22 protein-coding genes are annotated in these 23,123 nt (G+C 59.2%); 3 read left to right on the plus strand and 19 right to left on the minus strand.

All coding sequences use genetic code 11. From position 1 onward, the window contains the following. Window positions 1-79 precede the first annotated feature (79 nt). From ACA056_RS16850 to ACA056_RS16865, 4 genes are all read right to left on the minus strand, one after another. Window positions 80-517, minus strand: a complete 438-nt coding sequence (locus ACA056_RS16850; RefSeq protein ID WP_497266265.1) for a DUF3995 domain-containing protein — start codon at window positions 515-517, stop codon at window positions 80-82. A 129-nt stretch (window positions 518-646) separates the two neighbouring features. Then, complete coding sequence (locus ACA056_RS16855) at window positions 647-1,663, minus strand: ABC transporter substrate-binding protein (protein ID WP_497266267.1); 1,017 nt, start codon at window positions 1,661-1,663, stop codon at window positions 647-649. 118 nt (window positions 1,664-1,781) lie between these two features. Beyond that, window positions 1,782-1,985 carry a hypothetical protein gene (locus ACA056_RS16860; protein ID WP_497266269.1) on the minus strand — a complete coding sequence of 68 codons (204 nt, stop codon included), beginning with the start codon at window positions 1,983-1,985 and terminating at the stop codon, window positions 1,782-1,784. After that, a complete protein-coding gene (locus ACA056_RS16865) occupies window positions 1,985-2,455 on the minus strand; it encodes a hypothetical protein (protein ID WP_497266271.1) in 471 nt (156 codons plus the stop codon). Before ACA056_RS16865 ends, ACA056_RS16860 begins: the two co-directional genes overlap by 1 nt. 415 nt (window positions 2,456-2,870) lie before the next feature. On the opposite strand from ACA056_RS16865, the gene ACA056_RS16870 reads away from it, so the two are divergent. The 3 genes from ACA056_RS16870 to ACA056_RS16880 all read left to right on the plus strand — a co-directional run bounded on the left by ACA056_RS16870 (window position 2,871) and on the right by ACA056_RS16880 (window position 3,879). Next, window positions 2,871-3,119 (plus strand): hypothetical protein, encoded by a 249-nt coding sequence (locus tag ACA056_RS16870; RefSeq protein ID WP_497273551.1) that lies wholly within the window; start codon window positions 2,871-2,873, stop codon window positions 3,117-3,119. Between the two features lie 158 nt (window positions 3,120-3,277). Beyond that, window positions 3,278-3,508, plus strand: a complete 231-nt coding sequence (locus ACA056_RS16875) for a hypothetical protein (protein WP_497266273.1) — start codon at window positions 3,278-3,280, stop codon at window positions 3,506-3,508. Between the two features lie 131 nt (window positions 3,509-3,639). Next, window positions 3,640-3,879, plus strand: a complete 240-nt coding sequence (locus ACA056_RS16880; protein WP_497266275.1) for a DUF2789 domain-containing protein — start codon at window positions 3,640-3,642, stop codon at window positions 3,877-3,879. On the opposite strand, the gene ACA056_RS16885 is transcribed toward ACA056_RS16880, so the two are convergent. The 15 genes from ACA056_RS16885 to ACA056_RS16955 form a co-directional block, all read right to left on the minus strand. Further along, window positions 3,876-4,091: a hypothetical protein gene (locus ACA056_RS16885; protein ID WP_046048115.1), complete on the minus strand. Its 216-nt coding sequence runs from the start codon at window positions 4,089-4,091 to the stop codon at window positions 3,876-3,878. The two genes, ACA056_RS16880 and ACA056_RS16885, sit on opposite strands and share 4 nt — an antisense overlap. Before the next feature lie 837 nt (window positions 4,092-4,928). Beyond that, on the minus strand, window positions 4,929-6,533 hold the full coding sequence (locus ACA056_RS16890; protein WP_497266277.1) for a methyl-accepting chemotaxis protein: 1,605 nt from the start codon (window positions 6,531-6,533) through the stop codon (window positions 4,929-4,931). Between the two features lie 201 nt (window positions 6,534-6,734). Next, window positions 6,735-7,139 carry a TraR/DksA family transcriptional regulator gene (locus ACA056_RS16895; protein ID WP_007907888.1) on the minus strand — a complete coding sequence of 135 codons (405 nt, stop codon included), beginning with the start codon at window positions 7,137-7,139 and terminating at the stop codon, window positions 6,735-6,737. Window positions 7,140-7,467: 328 nt separating this feature from the next. Continuing rightward, window positions 7,468-8,490 carry an ABC transporter permease gene (locus tag ACA056_RS16900; protein WP_008153855.1) on the minus strand — a complete coding sequence of 341 codons (1,023 nt, stop codon included), beginning with the start codon at window positions 8,488-8,490 and terminating at the stop codon, window positions 7,468-7,470. A 57-nt stretch (window positions 8,491-8,547) separates the two neighbouring features. Further along, window positions 8,548-10,113, minus strand: coding sequence for a sugar ABC transporter ATP-binding protein (locus ACA056_RS16905; protein WP_283188239.1), 1,566 nt, complete (start codon window positions 10,111-10,113; stop codon window positions 8,548-8,550). A 70-nt stretch (window positions 10,114-10,183) separates the two neighbouring features. Continuing rightward, complete coding sequence (locus ACA056_RS16910; protein ID WP_134417173.1) at window positions 10,184-11,110, minus strand: sugar ABC transporter substrate-binding protein; 927 nt, start codon at window positions 11,108-11,110, stop codon at window positions 10,184-10,186. Window positions 11,111-11,266: 156 nt separating this feature from the next. Beyond that, entirely contained in the window at window positions 11,267-12,319 is a 1,053-nt protein-coding gene (locus ACA056_RS16915) for a Gfo/Idh/MocA family protein (RefSeq protein ID WP_497266281.1), read from the minus strand. Between the two features lie 152 nt (window positions 12,320-12,471). Next, complete coding sequence (locus ACA056_RS16920; protein ID WP_497266283.1) at window positions 12,472-13,332, minus strand: sugar phosphate isomerase/epimerase family protein; 861 nt, start codon at window positions 13,330-13,332, stop codon at window positions 12,472-12,474. A gap of 146 nt (window positions 13,333-13,478) precedes the next feature. Then, a complete protein-coding gene (iolG, locus tag ACA056_RS16925; protein WP_497266285.1) occupies window positions 13,479-14,504 on the minus strand; it encodes a bifunctional inositol 2-dehydrogenase/D-chiro-inositol 1-dehydrogenase in 1,026 nt (341 codons plus the stop codon). Between the two features lie 42 nt (window positions 14,505-14,546). Continuing rightward, window positions 14,547-16,478, minus strand: a complete 1,932-nt coding sequence (gene iolD, locus ACA056_RS16930) for a 3D-(3,5/4)-trihydroxycyclohexane-1,2-dione acylhydrolase (decyclizing) (protein ID WP_497266287.1) — start codon at window positions 16,476-16,478, stop codon at window positions 14,547-14,549. 161 nt (window positions 16,479-16,639) lie between these two features. Then, window positions 16,640-17,461, minus strand: a complete 822-nt coding sequence (locus ACA056_RS16935; RefSeq protein ID WP_497266289.1) for a TIM barrel protein — start codon at window positions 17,459-17,461, stop codon at window positions 16,640-16,642. 25 nt (window positions 17,462-17,486) lie between these two features. Continuing rightward, a complete protein-coding gene (locus ACA056_RS16940) occupies window positions 17,487-18,989 on the minus strand; it encodes a CoA-acylating methylmalonate-semialdehyde dehydrogenase (RefSeq protein WP_497266291.1) in 1,503 nt (500 codons plus the stop codon). A gap of 44 nt (window positions 18,990-19,033) precedes the next feature. Next, a complete protein-coding gene (gene iolB / locus ACA056_RS16945; protein ID WP_497266293.1) occupies window positions 19,034-19,843 on the minus strand; it encodes a 5-deoxy-glucuronate isomerase in 810 nt (269 codons plus the stop codon). Continuing rightward, window positions 19,840-20,733, minus strand: coding sequence for a myo-inosose-2 dehydratase (gene iolE, locus ACA056_RS16950; protein ID WP_497266295.1), 894 nt, complete (start codon window positions 20,731-20,733; stop codon window positions 19,840-19,842). The genes iolB and iolE overlap by 4 nt, the downstream gene beginning before the upstream one ends. Before the next feature lie 168 nt (window positions 20,734-20,901). Then, window positions 20,902-22,839 carry a bifunctional 5-dehydro-2-deoxygluconokinase/5-dehydro-2-deoxyphosphogluconate aldolase gene (locus ACA056_RS16955; RefSeq protein ID WP_497266297.1) on the minus strand — a complete coding sequence of 646 codons (1,938 nt, stop codon included), beginning with the start codon at window positions 22,837-22,839 and terminating at the stop codon, window positions 20,902-20,904. Window positions 22,840-23,123 lie beyond the last annotated feature (284 nt).

Raw genomic sequence — 23,123 nt, forward strand, 5'->3', positions numbered from 1 at the left:
CCGTCGGACACAAAATCTGTGTTCACTGAAAATCCAATGTGGGAGCGGGCTTGCTCGCGAAGGCGATAGTCCGGTCGACTCAGATCCAGGCAACGGCCAACAACCCCGCCCCCAACACCACGCACAGCGGCGAATAAGCCCAGGTGTCGAGCCGCGCAAACTTCGAATCCTTCACCTGCTTGAAGAACCCAATCAAATTCGAATCGCCAATCGCCCTGGCGAACATCAGCATCGCAATGGCGCTGATCACCCATTGCAGCGACCAGTGATGCACCGTCGGCAGATATAGCCCGACCCGCATGCACACCAGCATCGCAATCAGCAGCAACCCGACCGCCACCAGCAACGTGGCAAAACCTGAAGGCTTGAAGGCGGGCCTGGGTTCTCCGCCGTCCTCCGCGGATATTCGCGGAACCGCCGCCTCGCTACCCAACGTGCCACCTGCCGCCCAGTACAGGTGGATCAGGCTGATCAACAGGAAGATGGCAGCCATCCATTGCGCGATCAATAGGCTCATGTTCAGTGTTCCAGCGTGAAATGTCGCAGCAGGATGAACTTCCTTGAACGATTTTGTAAGGGTATTCGTCAGCAATGGCGGACGGCCATCAGTGCTGATCGATGACTTTGCACCGCCATGGCCTACCCCTTACTTCAATTCTGCAGACACCTTGTCGGCCACGTCCTTGGGCACCCAGGCCTGCCACACGTCCGGGTGCGCCTTCATGAACGCCTCCGCCGCCTGCCTTGGCGGGGTGTGTTTTTCGCTCATCTCGGCCAGCGCCTTGTTCAATGGATCAATCGGCAAGTCGACCTTGCTGAAGAACTCGGCAATCTGCGGATACTGTTTCTGGAATGGCGTGGACACGCCAATGGACAGCTTCGAGGGCAGTGAGCGAGTCGGTTTCGGATTTGGGTTGTCTGCGTCGGTCAGGGTTTTCCAGGCGTCGGCATCGAAAGGTGGCTCTTCGAGTTGAATCAGTTTGAAGCGGCCGAGCAAAGGTGTTGGCGACCAGTAATAGAACAGCACCGGTTTGCCGCGCCGAATCGAAGAACTGATTTCCGCATCCAGCGCTGCCCCTGAACCGCTGCGGAAATTCACATAGCTGTCGTCCAGCCCATACGCCTTGAGTTTCTGTTTGTTGACCACTTCCGATGTCCAGCCGATCGGGCTGTTGAGGAAGCGCCCCTTGCCCGGGGTTTCCGGATCGCTGAACACGCCCTTGTATTTCGGCAGGTCGCTGACACTGCGCAGGCCCGGCGCCAGCGGCTTGATGCCTTTCGCCGGGTCGCCCTTGATCACGTATTCGGGCACCCACCAACCCTCGGTGGCGCCCTTGACCGTATCGCCGAGACTCGCGACTTTGCCTTCGGCCTCAGCCTTGACCCAGACCGGACTGCGACCGGCCCATTCTTCGCCAATGACCTGAATGTCATTGTTGGCCAGTGCGGTCTCCAGGGTGATGGTCGTCCCCGGCAAAGTATCGGTCGGCAGCCCGTAGCCCTTCTCGACAATGATCCGCAGGATATCGGTGATCAGGCTGCCGCTTTCCCAGTTCAGGTCAGCGAAGTGGATCGGCGCCTGGGCAGCGAACACCGGAACGGGTGAAGCCAACAATCCGAAAGTGGCCAGGGTAGCGGCCAGCAACCGTCGAAATCCGTTCATGCTTTTGCACCTCGTGCTGTTCACAGCAATAGCAGGATGGCCTGGCAGAAGACCGCAAAGCCTCTGAATACTCAGTCAACTGACTGTAGTAGAGGTTCCTGCTTTCGAGGGAGGTCAATCAGTTTTCGGGAGGTTCCTGCAAGCGCGCCAGCGCTCTTCGTACCATGCTGGCGTACTCCGCCGGACGCAACGTACAGATCTGTGACGCCACCCAACCCAGCCATGCACCTTGCAAAACAGCCTTCTGGTCGAACAGCCGATGGGCTTCGGCTTGCGCACTGGCCTGGTTCTGTTCGTGGAAGTCGGCGCGGGTCAGGGGCATTATTCGCTGGCCTTGAACGTGACCAGTTCACCCTTGCGCCACTTGGCCGCCTTGGCAGTCACGGCTTTCAGGGTTTTGGTCAGGCCTTCCTGCAACTGCTGGTGAGCGGCGAACACCATCACCACGCTATGACCTTCCTTGAACGCGATCCCGTGACCATCAGCGGTGGTGACGAACGCGTAATCACCCAGGCCGTAAACCGTCAGTTTGATTTCGCGGAATTTGATGTCCAGCTTGCCGCCTTCGCGGCTGGGCAATACAGAGGCACTGAAATGATCGCCGACCTTGAGTTTAAGCCCTGGTTTGTCATCAACCACCAGCGCCTCTTCGGTGTCGATCTCGGCAATATAAATGCCTTCAGCGTTCTGTTCGGTGATGTAAACAAAACGTGACTGGAACTGTTTAACCAGCTTTGCGCGCAAATCACCCAGCACGAACAAAGCATGCATATCGAGATTACTTACTGCCAAGGAAACATCCCCACATCTGAAAATGATGCTGCACGCAGGAAAACAGCGCACAGCAGAAAAAAGCGGCAATGCCGAAGGTGTATAGCCAAATGACCCGGGTTGAAATCCTGAAACGAGCAGAGCGCTCATTCATCGCGAGGTTTAAGAAGACTACTGGAACAACACTCACGTCGTCTTGCCTGGCGTTCGTCAGAGGTTGAAGGAAAAAGCCCTTCCGACGGCCAGAAAAACGGGACTACCAACTTTAGGGAAAAAGCTCTTTAAAAAAAGCACTTTTCCGACATATCGCCAGCAAAAAATTGCTTTAGATGAACATCGATCGCCAAACACTGACGGTGATTCTAGAGCAGCGATGCTCCCTGAGACTACCCAAAACCACGTACGCACGTCGGTAAAACAACGAAAAGGACTTCATATGTGCACGCTGACACATTTTGCTCACCCCCAGGCCCCCAATACGAACAGCTTGAGGACACTGCCCCCCGGGATGTTTCAACCGCATGAATACTACCCTGAAGCGCCCGCCCGGCCACGCTTTCAGGTCATTCTGGCCGGCAATGCCTTTTTTCATATCAAGGAACTTTCCACCGGTCGCGTCAGAGGTTTCCGCGGCAATCATAACGAAGCCTGCGCCCTTGCCCGCTCGCTCGAGTTACACGGTTGACGGTCCCGCCACGTTCATTTCCATAGACGCTTCGTCATGCCGGCGACTTAACTCAGCCGCCGGCATGCAACTACTGCCATACTGCCCGACCAATGAAACCCGTCCCCAGGGTGGGCGGCGTTCAAAACAACAGAATATTTCCAAGGGAAGGCGGCTACGTGACGGAATTTGATATCGGCGAATTTTTTATCCGGGGCGAAGCCAGAGAGGTCGAAGGCGAATTCCAGGCAGTCATTGTCATGCGCGCCAAACCACCGCTGACCACCGTGACGTATCACCAGGTCGAGAAGGATCGCTGGTTCAAGACCTCGGACGTCGCCGCCATTGCCGCCCAGGATGCCGCCAAGGCGCTGAAGGTTGCGGTCGATGAAGGGGCATTGAAAGCCTGATAGTCGGTTTGCAGTCTATGCTCATTTTTGCTTACGAACATCGCCATCGAACTCCTGAAGCGCGGCTCCCTCAGATGCAATGAAGCCGCACTTCAGATCTCGCTCTCGACGCGACCCGCTAGGAGATGAACATGGATTCACCCATACATGACTTGAAAGGTTTGTTCGACCAACTCGGTCTGGACTCCAGCGAGAAGGCCATCGACGATTTCATCGCCAGTCATTCGCCCTTGGCTGACAACAAAAAACTCATCGATGCCGAGTTCTGGACCCCGCAGCAAGCCGGCTTCCTGAAAGAACAATTGCGTGAAGACGCGGATTGGGCGCGGGTGGTCGACGACCTGAACCTGCGCATGCATCAGATCCACTAGCCTCTGATTCCATGCAGGCTGTCGGGTGTTTCGGCGTTCAGTTGCGCCAACCAGGCAGCCCTGCACTCCTGCGCCTCTTCACGACTTGAGAATGCCGTTCCCCGGCGCTCGCCATTGAGCAGCACCACCCAACACACGCTCTTCCCCAGCGAACGCAAACTGGCAGGCACACCGCTGCCTATCATGACTGCGACATCGACTTTGCTTTGCATGCTGACCTCTCGAATTTCATTAGCAACCTAACTATGTAGGCATGGTAATGAGTTCATCGGCGAGGAAACAGCAACGGCGCTGCACAGATTAATTGCCAGAATCGCAACAATGCCGTGACGTTTTGCCATGGTAGTTGCGGCGGCTGGGTACATATCCGTTTTTGCGGTAGTGGCGGCTATCGGTTTCGCTTTTACAGCGAGTCACTTTGGAAAAGCGCCAAAGTAACCAAAGCGCTCTTGCCCCTGTCGTTCGGTGCCTCGCCTAGGCTCGGCATGCCCTCGCTCCGGTCCTGCTCCGTGGGCCCGCCGCCATCGGCCATCCATGGCCGGGGGCGGCTAACCCGGCATCCATGCCGGGTTGCCCACTGCGCAGAACCTCCACTCGGCCTCTCGAGGGGGCGGTGCATCAAGATCAAAAGCTGCAGGCGAGCTAACGCTCGGCCTGTTGAGTGGTGAAGAGCGTGCGTACACCCCCTCTCCCCGGTAGGAGCTGTCGAGTGAAACGAGGCTGCGATCTTTTGATCTTGCTGTGGCTTTTGATTTTGATCTGATGCCTCTTTCCCAGAGGCCGAACGCAGGCATTGCGCAGGGGGCACCGCGGCAAGGATGCCGCGGTAGCCGCCCCCGGCCATGGATGGCCGATGGCGGCGGGCCCCCGGAGCAATGCCGGAGTGAGGGCATGCCGAGCCTAAGCGAGGCACCGAATGGCGGGGCAAAAGCCCTTGGTTACTTGGGGCTCTTCCAAGTGACTCGCTGTAAAAGCGAAACCGCCAGCCGCCATCACCGCAGAAACGGATATGTACCCCAACAACCCTAAGTGAACAGCATCACGGTCAATCAACGAGGATTTTCCGGCTTATAACCCAACCGCAAACCACCCCAATGCCGGCCCTTGAGCATGATCGGCACCGAAAGGTCGTGCATCAGTTCACCGGTGTCGCGGGTGTAGGTTTGCAGCAGTACGGCCTGCTGGTGACTGCCGCAGCGGATTCCGGTGCGGTCGGCGAATTTACGTTTGGTGCGGTTTTGCAAGGTATCGACCTGCGCATCACCGGTCAGTGGTTGGCTGAAGACCTTGTTGTGGGTCGGCACATAGCCCTGCTGCGTACAGGCGATGGCGAACACCAGGCCTTCATGACGCGGCAACAAGGGTTCCTGGATCGCCGGCAAGACCTTATCGGCGTAGCGATCGAAGCGGGTCTGGTATTTGACCGGGCTGGTGTTGGGAATGGTTTGGTAATTGCGGTCAAACAGGTCATCGAGGCTCACTCGGCCCTCGTCGATATCCACTTCAAAGCGCGCCGCAATCTGACTTGCGCCTTCGCGGGCCAGGTCATAAATCCGTTGGTGATAGTCATCCAGCCCGACTTCGGCGAGACGTTCGCTGATGGTTTCGGCCTGACCTTCCATTTGCACCGCAGCCTGGGCCAGGCGCTGGGTCTGTTGGTCGCTGATCGCCAGGTCGCTGCGCATCTGTTCGATGGCGTGAAACAGGCTATCGAGTTGTTCGCGGTTGGTGTCGGCGCCCCTGGCGATTTCCCCGACCTGGCTTTCGACGCCGGCAGCCAGACGTGCAATGTTCTCCAGGTGCTGACCGGTGTGCTCGACCTGCTCGACACCCGTGTCGAGGTCGCTGGACAGTTGACGGATCTGCTCCACCACTTGCGCGGTGCGTTGCTGAATATCAGCGACCATCTCCCCGACTTCGCCAGTGGCCGTCGCCGTGCGCGCGGCCAGACCGCGAACCTCATCGGCCACTACCGCAAATCCGCGACCATGCTCGCCGGCCCGCGCCGCCTCGATAGCCGCGTTCAATGCCAGCAGATTGGTCTGGCTGGCGATGGACTGGATCACCAGGGTGACCCGTTGGATATCGTCACTGCGCAGGCTCAGGGCTTCGATCAGTTCACGGCTGTTGCTGGCGCGCTGACTGAGTTGATGCATACGGGCGATGGACTCGATCAGCTCCGTACGTCCTGCAGCGCTGCTTCGATGAGCCTCGCTGGCCGCACTGAGCGCTTCCCGACTGAGTGTCGAGGTGGCTTGTTCGGTCGCGATCATCACTTCGGCGTTGCTGACAATCTGCGCCGCGGCACCGAGCTGCGATTGCAGTTTGTCGGCCAGTTGCTTGACCGAAAAGGCCACACCGGCGGCAGACAACGCGTTATGGCTGGTGGTGTAGGAAAGATCGCGAGTCAACTCGGCAATCGCGCTGGCGCTGTCAACGGGGGTTGTCTCAGGGATGGCGCGCGAGCGCAAGCGAGGTAGCCAGATAATCAGCACGGCCAATGGCAGGCCAAGGTAAAGCGACCAGCCGCCCAGCGTCATGCCACACAACAACAGCATCAGGGCGATGCTTTGCAGGGTCGGCGTCAGCCAAAGGTTTTTCGGCAAAAGTACGGGTGCAGGCACTGCCGCATCCACAGATCCGTCACGCGTCATCTTCGTCACCCCACCCATAATTCTAATTGTTGTATCGGCATTAAACGCCACTACAAGGCCATTATCTATGGTCCATTAGTAGTGGGCGTTGCAGCAGATCAATAGAAGTGCGCGGGTTTTTCGCAGACGAAAAAAAGCATCGCGGGCAAGCCTTGCTCCTGACAGGAGTGAGGCTCGCCCGCGATGCGGGGCGTTACGAAATCAGGCCTGACGCTGGTGCTTGTCGATCTGTTCGTGACGCTCTTGAGCTTCGATGCAGTATTTGGTGGTCGGGCTGATCAGCAGGCGTTTCAGGCCAATGGCCTCGCCGCTGTCGTCGCACCAGCCAAAGCTGTCTTCCTTGATGCGTTCCAGAGCCTGTTCCAACTGAGGCAGCATGCGTTGGTCGCGATCGATCGCGTTCACCAGCCAGGTGCGCTCTTCTTCAACAGAAGCAGCGTCGGCCGGATCGGCCGGGGTATCCAGGCTTTCGATGGCGATGCGGTTCTGTTCGATGCGCTCATGGGTTTCGACTTTCATGTTCTGCAACAGCTCAGAGAAAAAAGCATGTTGCTCGGCATTCATGTAGTCATCCGCCGGCATGGCCAGCAACTTGTCCTTTGTCATTGATATCTCTATAAAAAAACGTGCATTAAGGCGAATTAGGGAGCGTTCCGGCGGACCTGGTCTGGCCATCGGAAAGGCGCCGTTTAATTCCAAGCGCCACCCGGCACTCAATTTACGAGGGGCGGCAGTCTAAGGCCGACTTGAGGCCTCAGCAACTGAAAAGACAGCGAATTTGTCCGACAAAGCCCTGAAAGTGCTCTACGGCAGTCTTTGCGATGGTTATCGGAGTGCGTTTATAGCAAGAAATTCAATCGAGCGGCTGTATAGAGAAGACAAATGGCTGCGCCACGCGGGTCAGGCGTGGCGCATTGGCTGTTGTATTTGCGTTTCAGCGCTTGAGTTTGCGCTTGTTGCGGTACTGATCGATGACCACTGCGACTACGATGATCAGGCCTTTGATGATGTCCTGAATGTAAGCATCGACGCCGACGAAGGTGAAACCGCTGGCCATGACCCCGAGGATCAGTGCGCCGATCACCGTGCCGGTGATGCGCCCTACTCCGCCGGCCAGGCTGGTGCCGCCGATCACGGCCGCGGCAATCGCGTCCAGCTCATAAGACATGCCCATCCCGGCCTGCCCGGTCGCGGCCCGTGCCGACGCCACCACACCCGCCAGGCCTGCCAGCAACCCCGCGATGCTGTAGACGATCACCAGATGCCGCTTGACGTTGATCCCCGAGGTACGCGCTGCCTGCATGTTGCCGCCGATGGCGTAGGTGTACTTGCCGTACTTGGTGTAACGCAGGGCGATGTGAAAGATCACCGCGACCACCAGGAAAATGATCACTGGCATCGCGCCGTGTCCGATCGCCGTGTAGGAATCCGAGAGCATGCTCACCGGTTGGCCTTCGGTGTAGTAACGCGCGAGGCCACGAGCCGAGACCATCATGCCGAGGGTGGCAATGAACGGCGGGATACCAGTAATGGCGATGATGCTGCCGTTGATCGCCCCCGCCAGCAGTCCCACCCCGAGCCCGGCAATCACCGGGATCCACACCGGCAAGTCAGTCAGCGACGGGAACACCGCCCGAGCGAAGTCCGAAGTCTGGGCCAGACTGGCGGCGATCATCGCCGACAGCGCCAGCACCGAGCCGGAAGACAGGTCAATGCCGGTGGTGATAATGACCTGGGTCACGCCGATCGCCAGCAGACCGATAATCGACACCTGCAGGATCATCAGCACCAGACGCTGGGAGTTCATCAGGAAGCTCTGGTCGCGCACGATCCAGCCAAACACTTCAAAGACCAGGCCGATGCCAATCAGCACCAGGAAAATACTCAACTCGGTCGGAAAGCGCCGGCGACTCTTGACCGGTGCCGTTGCTGGCTTGTTTTCCAGTATCGCGTTCATAAACACTCACCCTTCTATCGCGTCGCCGACGCTGGCCAAAACCAGCGCCGGCATCCATTAGTGAACCGCGGACATGCCCGAGGCCAATTGCATCACTCGTTCCTGGGTCGCTTCGCTGCGGTCGAGGGTGCCCATCAGGTCACCCTCGTGCATGACCATCACCCGGTCGCTCATGCCCAGCACTTCCGGCAGCTCCGAGGAAATCATGATCACCGCCATGCCTTCGCTGGCGAGGTAGGAAATGAGCCGGTAGATCTCGGCCTTGGCGCCGACGTCGATGCCGCGGGTCGGCTCGTCGAGAATCAGAATCCGTGGGTTGGTCATCAGCCAGCGTGCCAACAATGCCTTCTGTTGATTACCGCCGGATAAGGTGTCGATGCACTGCTCCAGCGACGGGGTCTTGACCCGCAGCTTCTTGCACATGTCTTCGCACAAGGCGCGCAAGGCTTTTTGCTGGATGAAACCGTGGCCGGCGTAATGCGGCAACACCGCCATTTCCATGTTCTCCAGTACCGACAGGCACGGGAACAGGCCGCTGAGCTTGCGATCTTCGGTCAGTAACGCGAAGCCCTTCTCGATCGCCATGTGCGGATCACTGATGCGCACCACTTCGCCGTCGAGGCGAATCTCACCACCGTCGCTCGGGGTGATGCCGAAAATCGCCTCGGCGACGTTGGTCCGCCCCGAGCCCATCAACCCGGCGATGCCGAGGATCTCGCCGGCATGCAGGTCGAAGGAAACATCCTTGAAAATGCCGTCCAGTTTTAGATCACGCACCGACAGCAGCAGATCGCCGATCGGCTTTTCACGCACAGGAAACAACTGGCTCAGTTCGCGGCCGACCATCATCGAAATCAGGCTGTCGCCGTCCATGCTGTCGGCCCGCTGCAAACCGATGTAAGCGCCGTCACGGAACACCGCCACTTCATCGGCGATGCTGAACACTTCGTTCATTTTGTGGGTGATGTAGATGATGCCTTTGCCCTGACTCTTGAGGTCGGCAATGATCGAGAACAGATGCGCAACTTCCTTGTCGGTGATGGCCGAGGTTGGTTCATCCATGATCAGGATGTCGGAATCGTAGGACACGGCTTTGGCGATCTCGACCATCTGCCGTTCGGCGATGCTCAGGTTGCCGACCTGCTCTTCCGGATCGAGGTTGATCCGCAGGCGTTCCAGCAGTTTCGCCGTGCAGCGATGCATTTCACGGTGGTCGATCATGTGGAAACCGTTGAGCTGCTCACGGCCGATCCAGATGTTCTCGGCGATGCTCATGTGCGGCATCAGGTTGAGTTCCTGGTGGATCATCGCGATTCCGGCCTGGAGCGCAGCCAATGGCGTTTCGAAAACCACCGGTTTGCCTCTCAGGCGAAGTTCACCGGCGTCCGGCTGATAGATGCCGGCAATGATTTTCATCAGGGTGGATTTGCCCGCGCCGTTTTCGCCCATCAGGGCCAGCACGGAACCGGGGCGTACCCGAAGCTGCACATCGGACAAGGCCACCACACCGGGAAATCCCTTGCTGACGTTGATGATCTCCAGCAGGTACGGCTCATCGACAGGTGTTGCAGCTGGCTGGATACCCACTAACGGGGTGCTCGAAGCAGTCGCTGAAGCGAACATGATCAGGTACTCCATCAGCAAGGTCGCGGTCGCAACCTTGCGTATTTATTGTTGTTATTGAACGGACGGGCTATTTGAACGTGTCGACGTTTTGCGGGGTGATCAAGCGGTATGGCACCCACACGGCCTGTTCAACCGGCTCGTTCTTGGCCATTTTCACGGCGGTGTCGATCGAACCGTCCGCCTGACCCTTGGCGTCCTGGAACACCGAGACGGCCAGGGAGCCCTTCTTCACCGCGTTCAAACCGTCGGGCGTACCGTCGACACCGGCGATCAGCACGCTACCCTTTTCGACACCCGCCTGTTGCAGGGCCATGGCCGCGCCAATCGCCATCTCGTCGTTGTTGGACACGATCGCGTCGAACTTGCGGCCCTGGGTCAGCCAGTCGTTGACCAGGGTCATGCCCTTGTCCCGCGACCAGATGCCGGTCTGCTCTTGCTCGATCTTGATGTTCGGGTATTTGGCCAGAACGTCTTTGACGCCCTTGGTGCGGTTGGTGGTGGAGTTGTTCGCGAGGTCGCCCAGCAGAATCACGATGTCGCCCTTGCCGCCCATTTTGTCGGCCAGGTACTGCATCTGCATTTCACCGGCCTCCAGATCGTTGGAGGCGACAGTGACTACGCCTTTGGGCAGCTTCAGGTCATCGGGGCGGCGGTTGACGTAGACCAGCGGGATGCCGGCCTTCACGGCGGCTTCGGTGATTTTCTTGGTGGCGGCGGTATCCACCGGGTTGACCACGATGGCATCGACCTTCTGGCTGATGAAGCTTTCTACCTGGCTCAACTGCTTGACCACGTCACTGCGGGCGTCTTCGAATTGCAGCTGCACGCCCTCGGGATAGGACTTGGCTTTCTTGTCCATGGATTCGCGCAGGTAGGTCAGCCAGGTGTCGTCGAATTGGGACATGCTGACGCCGATCTTCATATCAGCGAGCGCCGCACCACTGGCGAACATCAGGGACAAGGCAAGTGAGGCGAAGCGGATCTTGGTCTTCATGAAAAGTCTTTCTCCACATTCTTGTTGGTTTTATGGATGAGGCGTGACGATTTTCAGTAAGTAGGCAAGCGGGAAAGCGTTGAAAACGAGCGAGAGGCAATTCGCTGGAAATGACTTTATTGGAATATTATTTCTATATCAACTCATTTTAGAATTTTATTCTGATTTTATTCCATGACTCTCAAACGGGCTCAATGCCACCACTTGATGCCGCTCGGCGCTCAGTCGCGCAGCGTCTAGCACGCGGGTGGTCGCCAGTGCATCACGGGCATCCACAGGCAGTGGGCCACCGCTCTGCAACGCGGCTTGCAGCTGTAAATAGAACTGATTCCAGCAACCGCGCTCGGAGGGAACCCGCTCGCGCACTTCGCCCTGTTCGAACCAACCCCAGCGGCGATGCTCTTCAACACCCCAGCGCTCACCTTCAGATTTCGGCGAGAGCCCGGCGAGTGCCGATGCTTCTTGCCCGTCCAGGCCATCGACGCTGTAACAGCCTTGGCTGCCGGTCACCCGAAAGCGCGGGCCTGGGGTGTTTTGCAGGCAACTGCCACCCAGGTGTGAGGTCACGCCACTGGCATGGGTCAGGGCCATAAAGAAGCCGTTATCGAAGACCTGGCCTTTTTCCAGATAATCCAGTTCGGCGTAGACCCGTGTCACCGGGCCGAACAGCAACAACGCCTGATCCACCAGATGGCTACCGAGATCGCGCAGGAAGCCACCGCCACTGCCGTTGTTCACCGCCTGTGGTGAGTAACGCTCGATCCGCGATTCGAAACGGGTGACCTGGCCCAACGCACCAGATTCGATGAGTTTGCGCACGGTCAGGAAGTCCGAATCCCAGCGCCGATTCTGGTAGACGCTGAGCCGCACGCCCTGACGCTCGGCCATGGTGATCAGGGTTTGGGCTTGCTGCGCGTCAGCGGCGAACGGTTTGTCGCTGACCACCGCCACACCGCTTTCGATGCCATCGAGCACCAGTGCCGGACGACCCTTGAGCGGCGTGGACACCACCAGCACATCGATCCCGGCCTCCACCAACTGGCCGATGCTGTCGAACGCTGGCACACCGGGGTGTTCTGCCGCCAGCAACTGTCGGCGTTCCGGTGAACGGGTAACCACACCGACGAACGTCGCCGCCGGCAAACTGCTGATCAGCGGAGCATGGAAAAACCGGCCGCCATGGCCGTAACCGACAAGTCCGATACGCATGAATCAACTCCTTCTTATTGTTATTACGCCACTCACTGGATCGAAACCGCCCTGTAGGAGCTGTCGAGTGAAACGAGGCTGCGATCTTTTGATCTTGAAAGATCGCAGCCTCGTTTCACTCGACAGCTCCTACAGGGGCTTTGTGGTGGCCGTTAGTGGCAGAGTTCGCTTTTGACCCGTTCAAGCATCATCCGGTTGGATTCATCCGGCCGGTCTTCCCAGGCAAACACCGAGACCGTGGCGATGCCGTCGAACTGGATCTCGCGCAGGGTACCGAAAAACGCGTCCCAATCGACTTCGCCCTGACCAATGTCCAGATGCTGGTGCACGGTGGCGACGACACCCGGTGGGTTGACGATGTAGCGCAACCCGGAAGAAGCCTTGTGGTTGTAAGTGTCGGCGATGATCAGGTGGCTCAGCTTCGACCCGGCATACTTGAGCATCGAGGCGATATCGCCTTTGCCGTCGTCATAGAAGAAGGTGTGCGGCGCCGCGTAGAGGTAGTTGATCCACTCGCGATCCAGACCGCGAATGATGTCCACCGATTCGTTGTTACGCTCGCAGAAGTCGTAAGGATGAGCCTGAATATCAAGCTTGATACCTTGGCGCTCGAACTCCGGGATAAGCTCATCCATGGAACGCATGAACTGGTTCTCGCAGACCAACGGGTTGTCTGACTGGCCGGTGAACTCGGTGTTGACCAACTCGCAGTCCATCTCCACGGCAATCTGAATCGCCCGTTTCCAGTTGCGTACCGCCGCAACACGCAGGCCTTCGTCGGCAGCGGCCCAGTGGTACATCGGCAACAGGGAAGAGAGTTTGACCCCGGTGTCGCTCAGGGCTTTGCGAAACTCCTTGATCCGCGCCTTGTCGACGCGCGGGGCTTTGTAGAACGGCAGGAAATCTTCCCGGGGCGAGAGTTCGATGTGTTCGTACCCGAGTTCGGCAACCTTATCGACCATCTTGCCCAGGGACAAAGTGCGGTACATGTAAGGGTCTAGTGCGATGCGCATTTTATTGTTCTCCTCAACCAGGGCCTCAGCCTTGACACTCCCCCTGTGGGAGCGAGCCTGCTCGCGAAGGCGGCGGCACAGTCAATATTAATGTTGCCTGACACACCGCTTTCGCGAGCAGGCTCGCTCCCACAGGGGATCGGGGGTTAGCCGTAGAAGTGTGGGCGCTCTGGCAGGCCGACTTTTACGATCGCCCCGCTGTTCTGTGCTTCGATGCACGCGTCTGCTGCGACGGCAGCGGCGAAGCCATCCCACGCTGACGGGCCGCCAACCTGGCCAGCCCGAACGCCATCGATAAACGCCTGCAACTCAACGTCGTACGCGGCAATAAACCGATCCTTCCAATCCATCAAAATCGCGTTGGACAACTTCGCCCCGCTGCGCAACTGAACCTGCGACGGCTCCGGCAGTTTGGCGATGCCGGTCTCCCCCACCACTTCGCACTGGATGTCGTAGCCGTATTGGCAGTTAACGAACACTTCCACGTCGATGCGCGTGCCCTTGGCGGTTTCCAGCAGCACGATCTGCGGGTCTTTCAAATGCGCGAGGGCCTTGCTGCTCTTGCGCGGGAACACAACTTGCACCGACACGTAATCGTCGTCGAGCAACCAGCGCAACACGTCCAGCTCATGGATCAAAGTGTCGGTGATCGCCATGTCGGTTTTGTAGTTCTCGCCCACGGTCGGGTTGCGGTGCGCGCAGTGCAACATCAATGGCTCACCAATCTGACCGCTGTCGATCACTGCTTTAAGTGCTCGATAACCTTCGTCATACGGACGCATGAAGCCGACTTGTACCAGGCGTTTGCCGTGGGCCACTTCAGCCTCGACGATCTTGCGGCAGCCTTCGGCGGTGACGGCCAGCGGCTTCTCGCAGAACACCGGCTTACCCGCTGCAATTGCGGCCAGCACGAACTCTTCGTGGCTCGGGCCCCAGGAGGTGACGAGGATCGCTTCAACTTCTGGCGCCTTGATCAGCGCGTGGCCGTCGGGATAGACCTCGGCGGTCAGCTTCAGGTCGGAAACGACCTTCGCGGCTTGCTGCAAGTTGATGTCGGTAACCGCCACCACCTGGCTATTGAGCAAGGTCTGGCTGCAACGACGGATATGGTCCTGGCCGATGGCCCCGGTTCCGATGACGCCGATACGCAGTGAATTAGAGAGCAATGACATGAAGATTCTCCTGTGAAAATTTGTTGTTGGTATCAGGGGCAATCAGTACTGACGGGCCTTGGCCAGTCGTTCATTCAGGGTCTTGGCCACCGCATCGGTGCGGGCGCTGGTGGAGACTTGCGCCACGCCGACCCGCCACCACGACAGGTATTTGTGAATCATGGTTTTGGGCAGGACCTTGATGTCGATCAGCGTCGACACCGTCTGCAAGCGTGCATCGGCCAATGCGGCTTTCAGCTCTTCGACCGTGTTCACTTTGTAGGTCTTGCAGCCATAGGCCGCCGCGCTCATTGCGAAATCCACCGGCACGAACCCGCCGTCGAGCTTGCCGGTTTCCGGGTTGCGGAACCGGAACTCGGTGCCGAAGCTGTCCATGCCGTGTTCCATCTGCAGGTTGTTGATGCAACCGAAGGTCATGTTGTCGAGCAACACCACGTTGATCTTGCGTCGCTCCTGAATCGAGGTCGCCAGTTCGGAGTGCAGCATCATGTAAGAGCCATCGCCAACCAGCGCGTAGACCTCGCGATCCGGCTCGGCGAGTTTCACGCCCAGTGCGGCGTTGACCTCGTAACCCATGCAGGAATAGCCGTACTCGACGTGATAAGTGTTCACGCCCTTGCTGCGCCAGCTGCGCTGCAAGTCGCCGGGCAGGCTGCCGGCAGCGGCGACGATCACGGCGTCATCGGCGAGGGTTTCATTGAGCACGCCGAGCACGCGGCTCTGGGTCAGGCAGGACCCGGTCAGCTCGATGAATTCGCGCAGTACGGCCGGGTCCATGTGGTCGTTGATTTCCGGGATGAAGTCCTGGGTCTGGTATTCGACCTGATAGATACGGTCGACTTCCTCATCCAGTTGCACCTTGGCCTGGCGAGGTTGATCACCCCACGCAGAACGGTATTCGCCCAAGGCTTCAGCCAAGGCTTGCAACCCGACTTTGGCGTCCGCCAACAGTTGCACGCCGTCGAGCTTCAGAGCATCGCAGGGGCTGATGTTGAGGTTGAGAAATTGCACGTCCGGATGCTGGAACAGGGATTTCGACGCAGTGGTGAAATCACTGTAGCGGGTGCCGACTCCGATGATCAGATCCGCATCACTGGCCAACAGATTCGCCGCCAGGCAGCCGGTTTCCCCAATCCCGCCAACGTTCAGCGGGTGACTGGACACCACCGCACTCTTGCCGGCTTGGGTTTCGGCGAAGGGAATATCGAAGCGCTCGGCAAACGCCTGCAAAGCGGCATTGGCGCCGGAGTACCTGACCCCTCCACCGCAAATGATCAACGGCTTGCGCTTGCCTTTGAACAGCGCCAGCGCATCACCCAGCATCGCTTCAGTCGCCGGACGACGCTCGATGCGGTGCACGCGTTTTTGCAGGAAGTAATCGGGGTAGTCGTAGGCCTCGGCTTGCACATCTTGTGGCAAGGCCAGGGTCACCGCGCCGGTTTCGGCAGGGTCGGTGAGCACGCGCATGGCGTGGATCGCCGCCGTCATGAGTTGCTCGGGACGGTTGATGCGGTCCCAGTATTTGCTCACGGCCTTGAATGCGTCGTTGGTGCTGATGCTCAGGTCGTGGAACTGCTCGATCTGTTGCAGCACCGGGTCCGGCTGGCGGCAGGCATAGACATCGCCGGGCAACAGCAGCAGTGGAATGCGGTTGGCGGTCGCCGTCGCGGCGGCGGTCAGCATGTTCGCCGCGCCCGGCCCTACCGATGAAGAGCAGGCGTAGATCTTGCGCCGCAGGTGTTGCTTGGCGAAACCGATAGCCGCGTGGGCCATGCCTTGCTCGTTACGACCCTGATGGACGATCAGGTCGCCGCTGTCCTGTTCCAGAGCCTGGCCCAGACCTAGTACGTTACCGTGGCCGAAAATGGTAAAGATCCCGGCGACAAATTTGCTTTGAACCCCATCGACCTCGATGTACTGGTTATCGAGGAATTTCACCAGGGCCTGGGCCATGGTCAGTCTTGTCGTAGTCATAACCGATCCTTCAATAAACGAAGAAACCCTGTGGGAGCGAGCTTGCTCCGGGCGGCGTTCCGACGATTGCGGTGTGTCAGGCGCTATCAATGTTGAATGTGCCGCCATCATCGCGAGCAGGCTCGCTCCCACAGTTGATTTCCATCAGCCCGAAAGCGTTGTCAGGCCCGGGATTTTTGTAGGTGATCCATGCTCGCGCCGATCGCCTGCTGGATATCCGCCAGGCCATGGACGCTGTCGGCAAACGGTTCGAACGACAGGTAGCCGCTGTAACCGCTGCTGAGCAAGGTGTCGATTTGCGCCGCGTTGCCAAGGATGTCGCCCTCGCCCACCAGCACCCGATGCCCGTCGCGAATGCTCGCCAACGGTGCCTCGGCATCCTCGACACCGGAGATGTGCACCAACCCGGTCAGCTCGGGGAAGAACTCATGTTCGCTGGCCAGGTGATGGTGAAAGGTGTCGTGAACCAGACGGAACACATCCAGCCCACCGATGGCCTTGATCGCGTCCACTGCCGTGCGCTTGCGGCGCAGCGAGCACTCTTCGAAACCCAGCGGTTCGATGAAACCGAGAATGCCGTGTTCGCGCAGGATCGGCGCCAGCTCAGTCAACGCCGTGCGCAAACCTGAAGCACGTGCGGCCTCGTTACGCGGGTCGGCACGGTCATTGAGCGGACACATGACCAACCCTTGAGCGCCGCAATCACGTGCATAAGCGGCCAGCTTCAAGGCTTGAGCACGACGCTCGTCATTCCACACATCAAACGGATACAGCGCGTTGATCGACAGCACGGTAATGCCTTGGGCGGCACACAACTCACGGACGCGCTCGGGTGCGGTGCCGTCTTCGATCTCGACGCCTTTAAGGTCGTTGCGAACTTCGATGGCGTCGGCCTTGAGGGTCACCGCCAGCTCGATAAACGCGGGCAGGGACAAACGTGGGGCGACCATACGGTTCAGGGCGAAACGCAGGGGTTTGCTCATTATTGTTGTTCTCCGCACAGGTGAATTAGTTGGCCGTCGGCATGCTGAATTCAGGGCCCTTGGCAATGCTGTCAGGCCAGCGCTGCATCACGCTTTTGTAGCGGCTGTAGAAGCGGATGCCTTCTTCGCCGTAAGCGTGGTGATCACCGAACAGCGAGCGTTTCCAGCCGCCGAAAGAGTGCCAGGCCATCGGCACCGGTATCGGCACGTTGATGCCGACCATGCCGACTTTGATCGTGCGGGCGAAAGCTCGGGCGATGCCGCCGTCGCGAGTGAAACAGGACACGCCGTTGCCGAACTCGTGGGCGTTGATCAACGCGACGGCGCTGGCAAAGTCCGGGACGCGAACGATGCCCAGCACCGGGCCGAAGATCTCTTGCTGGTAAATGCTCATCTCGGTCGTGACGTTATCGAACAGCGTCGCGCCGACGAAGAAGCCGTTCTCCGCACCCGGCACCTTGAATCCACGACCATCGACAATCAGCTGCGCACCTTGCGCCACACCCTGGTCGATAAAGCCTTCGACCTTGGCTTTGTGTTCGGCCGTCACCAACGGCCCCATGTCGCTGTCGCCCTTCAGGCCGTTGCCGACTTTCAGTTGATCGATACGCGGCAGCAGTTTGGCAATCAGTTGGTCGCCGACATCGCCCACCGCCACGGCAATCGAAATCGCCATGCAGCGCTCGCCAGCCGAGCCGTAAGCGGCACCGATCAAGGCATCCGCCGCTTGATCCAGATCCGCGTCGGGCATGACGATCATGTGATTCTTCGCCCCGCCCAGCGCCTGCACGCGCTTGCCGCGGGAGGTGGCTTGCTGGTGGATGTACTCGGCAATCGGTGTCGAGCCGACAAAGGAAATCGCCTCGATGTCCGGGTGTTGCAGCAACGCGTCGACCGCGGTCTTGTCGCCCTGAACCACGTTGAACACGCCGTCCGGCAAACCGGCTTCGCTCAACAGACGGGCCATCAGCACACTGGCGGACGGGTCGCGCTCGGACGGTTTGAGGATGAAGCAGTTACCGGTGATCAGCGCCAGCGGGATCATCCACAGCGGCACCATTACCGGGAAGTTGAACGGCGTGACGCCGGCACATACGCCCAGCGGCTGACGCAGGTTCCAGTTATCAATGCCGCCGCCGATGTTGTCGCTGAACTCGGTTTTCAGCAGGTTCGGCGCGCCGCAGGCGTATTCGACGATCTCGATGCCACGGGTGACTTCGCCCTTGGCATCCGAAAAGACCTTGCCGTGTTCGCGGCTGATGATTTCTGCCAGTTCATCGTGATGAAGGTCGAGCAATTCCTTGAACTTGAACATCACCCGCGAACGGCGCAGGGACGATTGTTCGGACCATGCCGGAAAGGCTTTCAGGGCCGAGGCGACGGCTTCGTCGACGGTCTTCTGGCTGGCCAGCCCGACGCGTGCCTGAACGCTGCCGGTGGCCGGGTTGAAGACGTTGCTGAACCGTTCGCTGCTGCTGTCTTGCACTTGACCGTGGATGTAATGGCCGATGACCGGGGCGTTGCTCATTGATCGTGTTCTCCGTGCAGAGGTTGGAATTCAGGCTTTTTAGTTCAGAGATCGAGCAGCCAGCTGTGCTGCGGATCGTTATGGAACTGCCAGACACGTTTCGGGCCGGCCATCACGTTCAGGTAATACGACTCATAGCCGTACGGCACGCTGACCGGGTGATAGCCCTTGGGCACAACCACGAGGTCGCTGTTTTCCACGGCCATGGCCTGATCGATGCTGCGATCGTCGGTGTACACCCGCTGGAACACGAAGCCCTGGGGCGGGTTGATCTGGTGGTAATAGGTTTCTTCGAGAAAACTTTGGTGCGGCAGGTCGTCGGTGTCGTGCTTGTGCGGGGGGTAGCTCGACGAGTGACCCGACGGCGTACGCACTTCCACCACCAGCAGCGAATGGGCCGGTTCGGTGTCCGGCAGGATGTCGCAGACGTAACGGGTGTTGGCGCCTTTGCCGCGCACGCTGCGCTTCATGGTGTCGGGTTTGATCAGCCGTGGGCCGAGGCCGTTGGTGGTCGAACCGGGCGCGGCGCAAACGGCGATTTGCACATCGCTGAGCGCGACCACTTGCGCCTGACTGCCGGGTGGCAAGTACGCGGCGAAGGGTGATTTGTCTTCGAACACCGACTGACGATCACCAATGTTGTCCCAGTCGAACGCGCCCTGCCCCGGCGCTTCACCCTTGATGCTGACCCGACCGCTGAGCAGCACCAGGCACAGTTCTTTATCACCGGCCGACACCGGCAGGGTTTCGCCCAGACTCAAGCGGTAAGCGGCGAAGCCGACGTATTCCAGCTCACCTTTGCCCAACTCGACCATGGTCCGGCCACGGGCATTGCTTTTGACCAGCTGGCTCATATCGCAATCCTCTCGTCGAGCAGCGCACGCAAGGTGTCGTAGCCTTTTTTGGCGTAGACATAACTCGGCGCCACCGCTGGGTCCTGTTCGGCTTCGACCACCAGCCAGCCGTGGTAATCGGCAGCCAGCAGCACGTCGAGCAAGGCGCCGAAATCGATATCGCCATCGCCGGGCACGGTGAACGTGCCGTTGATGATGCAGTCCGGGAAGCTCCACAGATTGTTGCGCGCCAGTTGCACCACCGGTTTGCGCACGTCCTTAAAATGCACGTGGCAGATGCGTTCGATGTGTTTGCGCAGCACCTGCAACGGTTCGCCGCCACCCATGTAGCAATGGCCCGAATCGAACAGCAGACCGACTTCGCTGCCGGTCAGCGCCATCAGTTTGTCGATGTCTGCCGGGGATTCGACGTAGGCGCCCATGTGGTGGTGATAGGCCAGGCGTACGCCTTGGGACAAGGTGAAGCGCGCCAGTTCGGTGAGCTTGTCGGCGTATTCCTGCCAGGCCTGTTCGGTGTGGAATCGCGGGCGTTCAACCAGCGGAATGCGTTGGCCTTGAATGGAGTCGGCGACTTCACCGTACACCAACACCTTGGCGCCGTTTTTGGCCAACAGCTCGACATGGCTGCCGATGGCGTCGATTTCTTCGGCTACCGAGCGACGGGCCAGACGGCTGGAATACCAGCCGGACACCAGGGCCAGGTCAAAGGAACGCAGTACATCGCCGACCCCCTTGGCGTCCTTGGGGAATTTGCCGTTGAGTTCGAAACCTTCGTAGCCGATTTCCTTGCCTTCGCTCAAAGCGGTGCTCAGCGGCGTCTCGCCACCGAGGGACGGCAGGTCGTCGTTGCTCCAGGAGATAGGGTTGATGCCAATTCGAATAGCGGGCATGGCTGCACCTTTTATTGTTTTACCTAACCAGTAAGAGCGACACTGTTCCCTTGTGGGAGCGAGCCTGCTCGCGATAGCGGTGTATCAGGCGACTTTAATGTTGACTGTCAGTCCGCTATCGCGAGCAGGCTCGCTCCCACAGGTTCAGTGTTCACACATTGAAAATGTTCAGCTCCGTGCTGTACGCCAGGCTTCGATCAGTTCAACGAACGTGCCCTGCACTTGGCGGATCAGCGCTTCATCATCGATTTCACCGGCCATCCACGCGCGGCTCGGCTCCTGGAAAATCGTTCGGCCGACTGCAAACCCGCGGCAAGTCTGACTCTGGCGGGCCTGTTGAAACCCTTCGGCCAGTGCCGCTGCCGGTGCATTCAGCCCCAGCAACACCACGCCTCGGCAGTACGGATCACGTTCCTGAATCAGCTCGTCGAGTTGCTTCCACTCCTCGGCGCTCTGCGCTTCGATCTTCCACCACGCCGGGTAAATGCCCAGGTTGTAGAGGCGTTTCAGCGCGCGATACAGCACGTCCGGATGGGTCGACGGGTGATCCTTGGGCGGGATGATTTCCAGCAGCAGCTCATGACCGCTGACCTGGGATGCCTGGTACAAACCCTTGATCTGCGCTTCCTGTTCCAGTCGCAACAGCGGCTCGTCGTCGGGGTGGAATTGCACCAGGCACTTGATGATTTGTTCCTGCGGCCAGGCGATCAGGTTGCTGCCGATGGAGCGCCCATGTTCGAAAGCCAATGGCCGCGAACCCTGCACTTCCACCGGACGCGCCACCCACCAGCCGCGACCGGTGGCGGCGTTCAGGGAGTCCTGGCCGAAACGTTGATCGGCCAGCAGCCCGACATCGGCCTCGATGCCTTGCTCGCGCAAATCGGCTTCGACCCGCTCCACGGCTTTGATAAACAGTTGCTTGAGTTCGCCGATGGCGCTCAGGTCGCGACCGCCCTTGTGCGCCAGTTCCACCAGTTGCCCGCGATGGTCGAAGGCAAAAATGAACAGCTGCTTCCACTGTTTGCGCGGCACGCTGACCTGATGCAGACGCTGCAACATCGCGTCCTGATCCGGCCGGGTAATCGGCACCGGGCTGTTAAACAGATAGTCGAGTTCGGCGCGGGTCGGCATCGCCGGGGCGCAGGCGTGGCGTGACACCACCAGACCGCCGCAGGCATTGGCCAACTGGCAGCAGCGCTCGTCGCTCGCATCCTCCAGCCAACCGGCGAGGAAGCCCGACATGAACGCATCGCCGGCCCCCAGCACATTCAACACTTCCACCCGAACGCCGGGATAAATGGCGCCGTCCTCGAGACGTTCCGGGATCATCCCGTGAATCACCGTGCAGCCCTGCGGGCCGAGCTTGACCACCAGGGTCGCCGCGCTCAGGCGCCGCACATTACGCAGTGCGGTGAGCAAATCCTCGGAGCCGCCGGCAATCAGGAATTCTTCTTCCGTGCCGACGATCAGGTCGAAACGCGGGAGGATTTTCTGCACATGCTGGCTGACGTTCTGGTCGGCGACGAAACGGGTTTCGCCGTCGGCCTTGCCGGCCAGGCCCCAGAGCACCGGGCGATAGTCGATGTCCAGCACCCGTTTGACGTTGTGCTTCTCGGCGTAATCCAGCGCCTGAATGCTCGCCTTGTAGACGCCGTCGGTGGAGAAATGAGTGCCGGTGATCAGCAAGGCTTTGCTGGAAGCGATGAAGGCTTCGCTGATGTCTTCGGCCCGCAGTGCCATGTCGGCGCAGTTTTCGCGGTAGAAGACCAAAGGAAAGGTTTCGCGATCCTTGAGGCCCAGCAGGACCATGGCGGTCAGGCGTTCCGGATCGACCTTGATGCCGCTGACATCGCAACCTTCGCGGGTCAGGGATTCAATGAGGAAGCGGCCCATGTGGTCGTCCCCTACCCGGCTCAGCATCGCCGATCTCAGGCCCAGCCGAGCCGTGCCGAAAGCGATGTTGGCGGACGACCCGCCGAGGTATTTGGCGAAGCTTGAAACATCTTCCAACCGCGCCCCGACTTGCTGCGCATAGAGGTCGACGCCTAGGCGCCCCAGGCAAATCAGATCCAATTGACGCCCACTGGCAAAACGAGTCTGGCCCATGCTGGCTCCTGTTATTTTTATCAGCCTGCGTTCGGGGCGATGGCCGCGCCGAACACTCTTGGTGGATGCAGACTAAAACGTCCGGGACCGAACAATCAATAATTATTCTAAATATTTTTTACGTGGAATATTTTTTCCAATAAGCTTGAGTGCAAGCGTTCCAGGGGCAGTGCATCGTTTCAGCACACCTCGTACTGACCGCAAGCTCAAGATTTTATTCCGGCCTACCCTGTAGACTGCGCACAGCCAACCTATTGTCAGGGGATGACGGCATCCGTCCTCCC

It is taken from the genome of Pseudomonas sp. LBUM1666, from assembly GCF_059695775.1.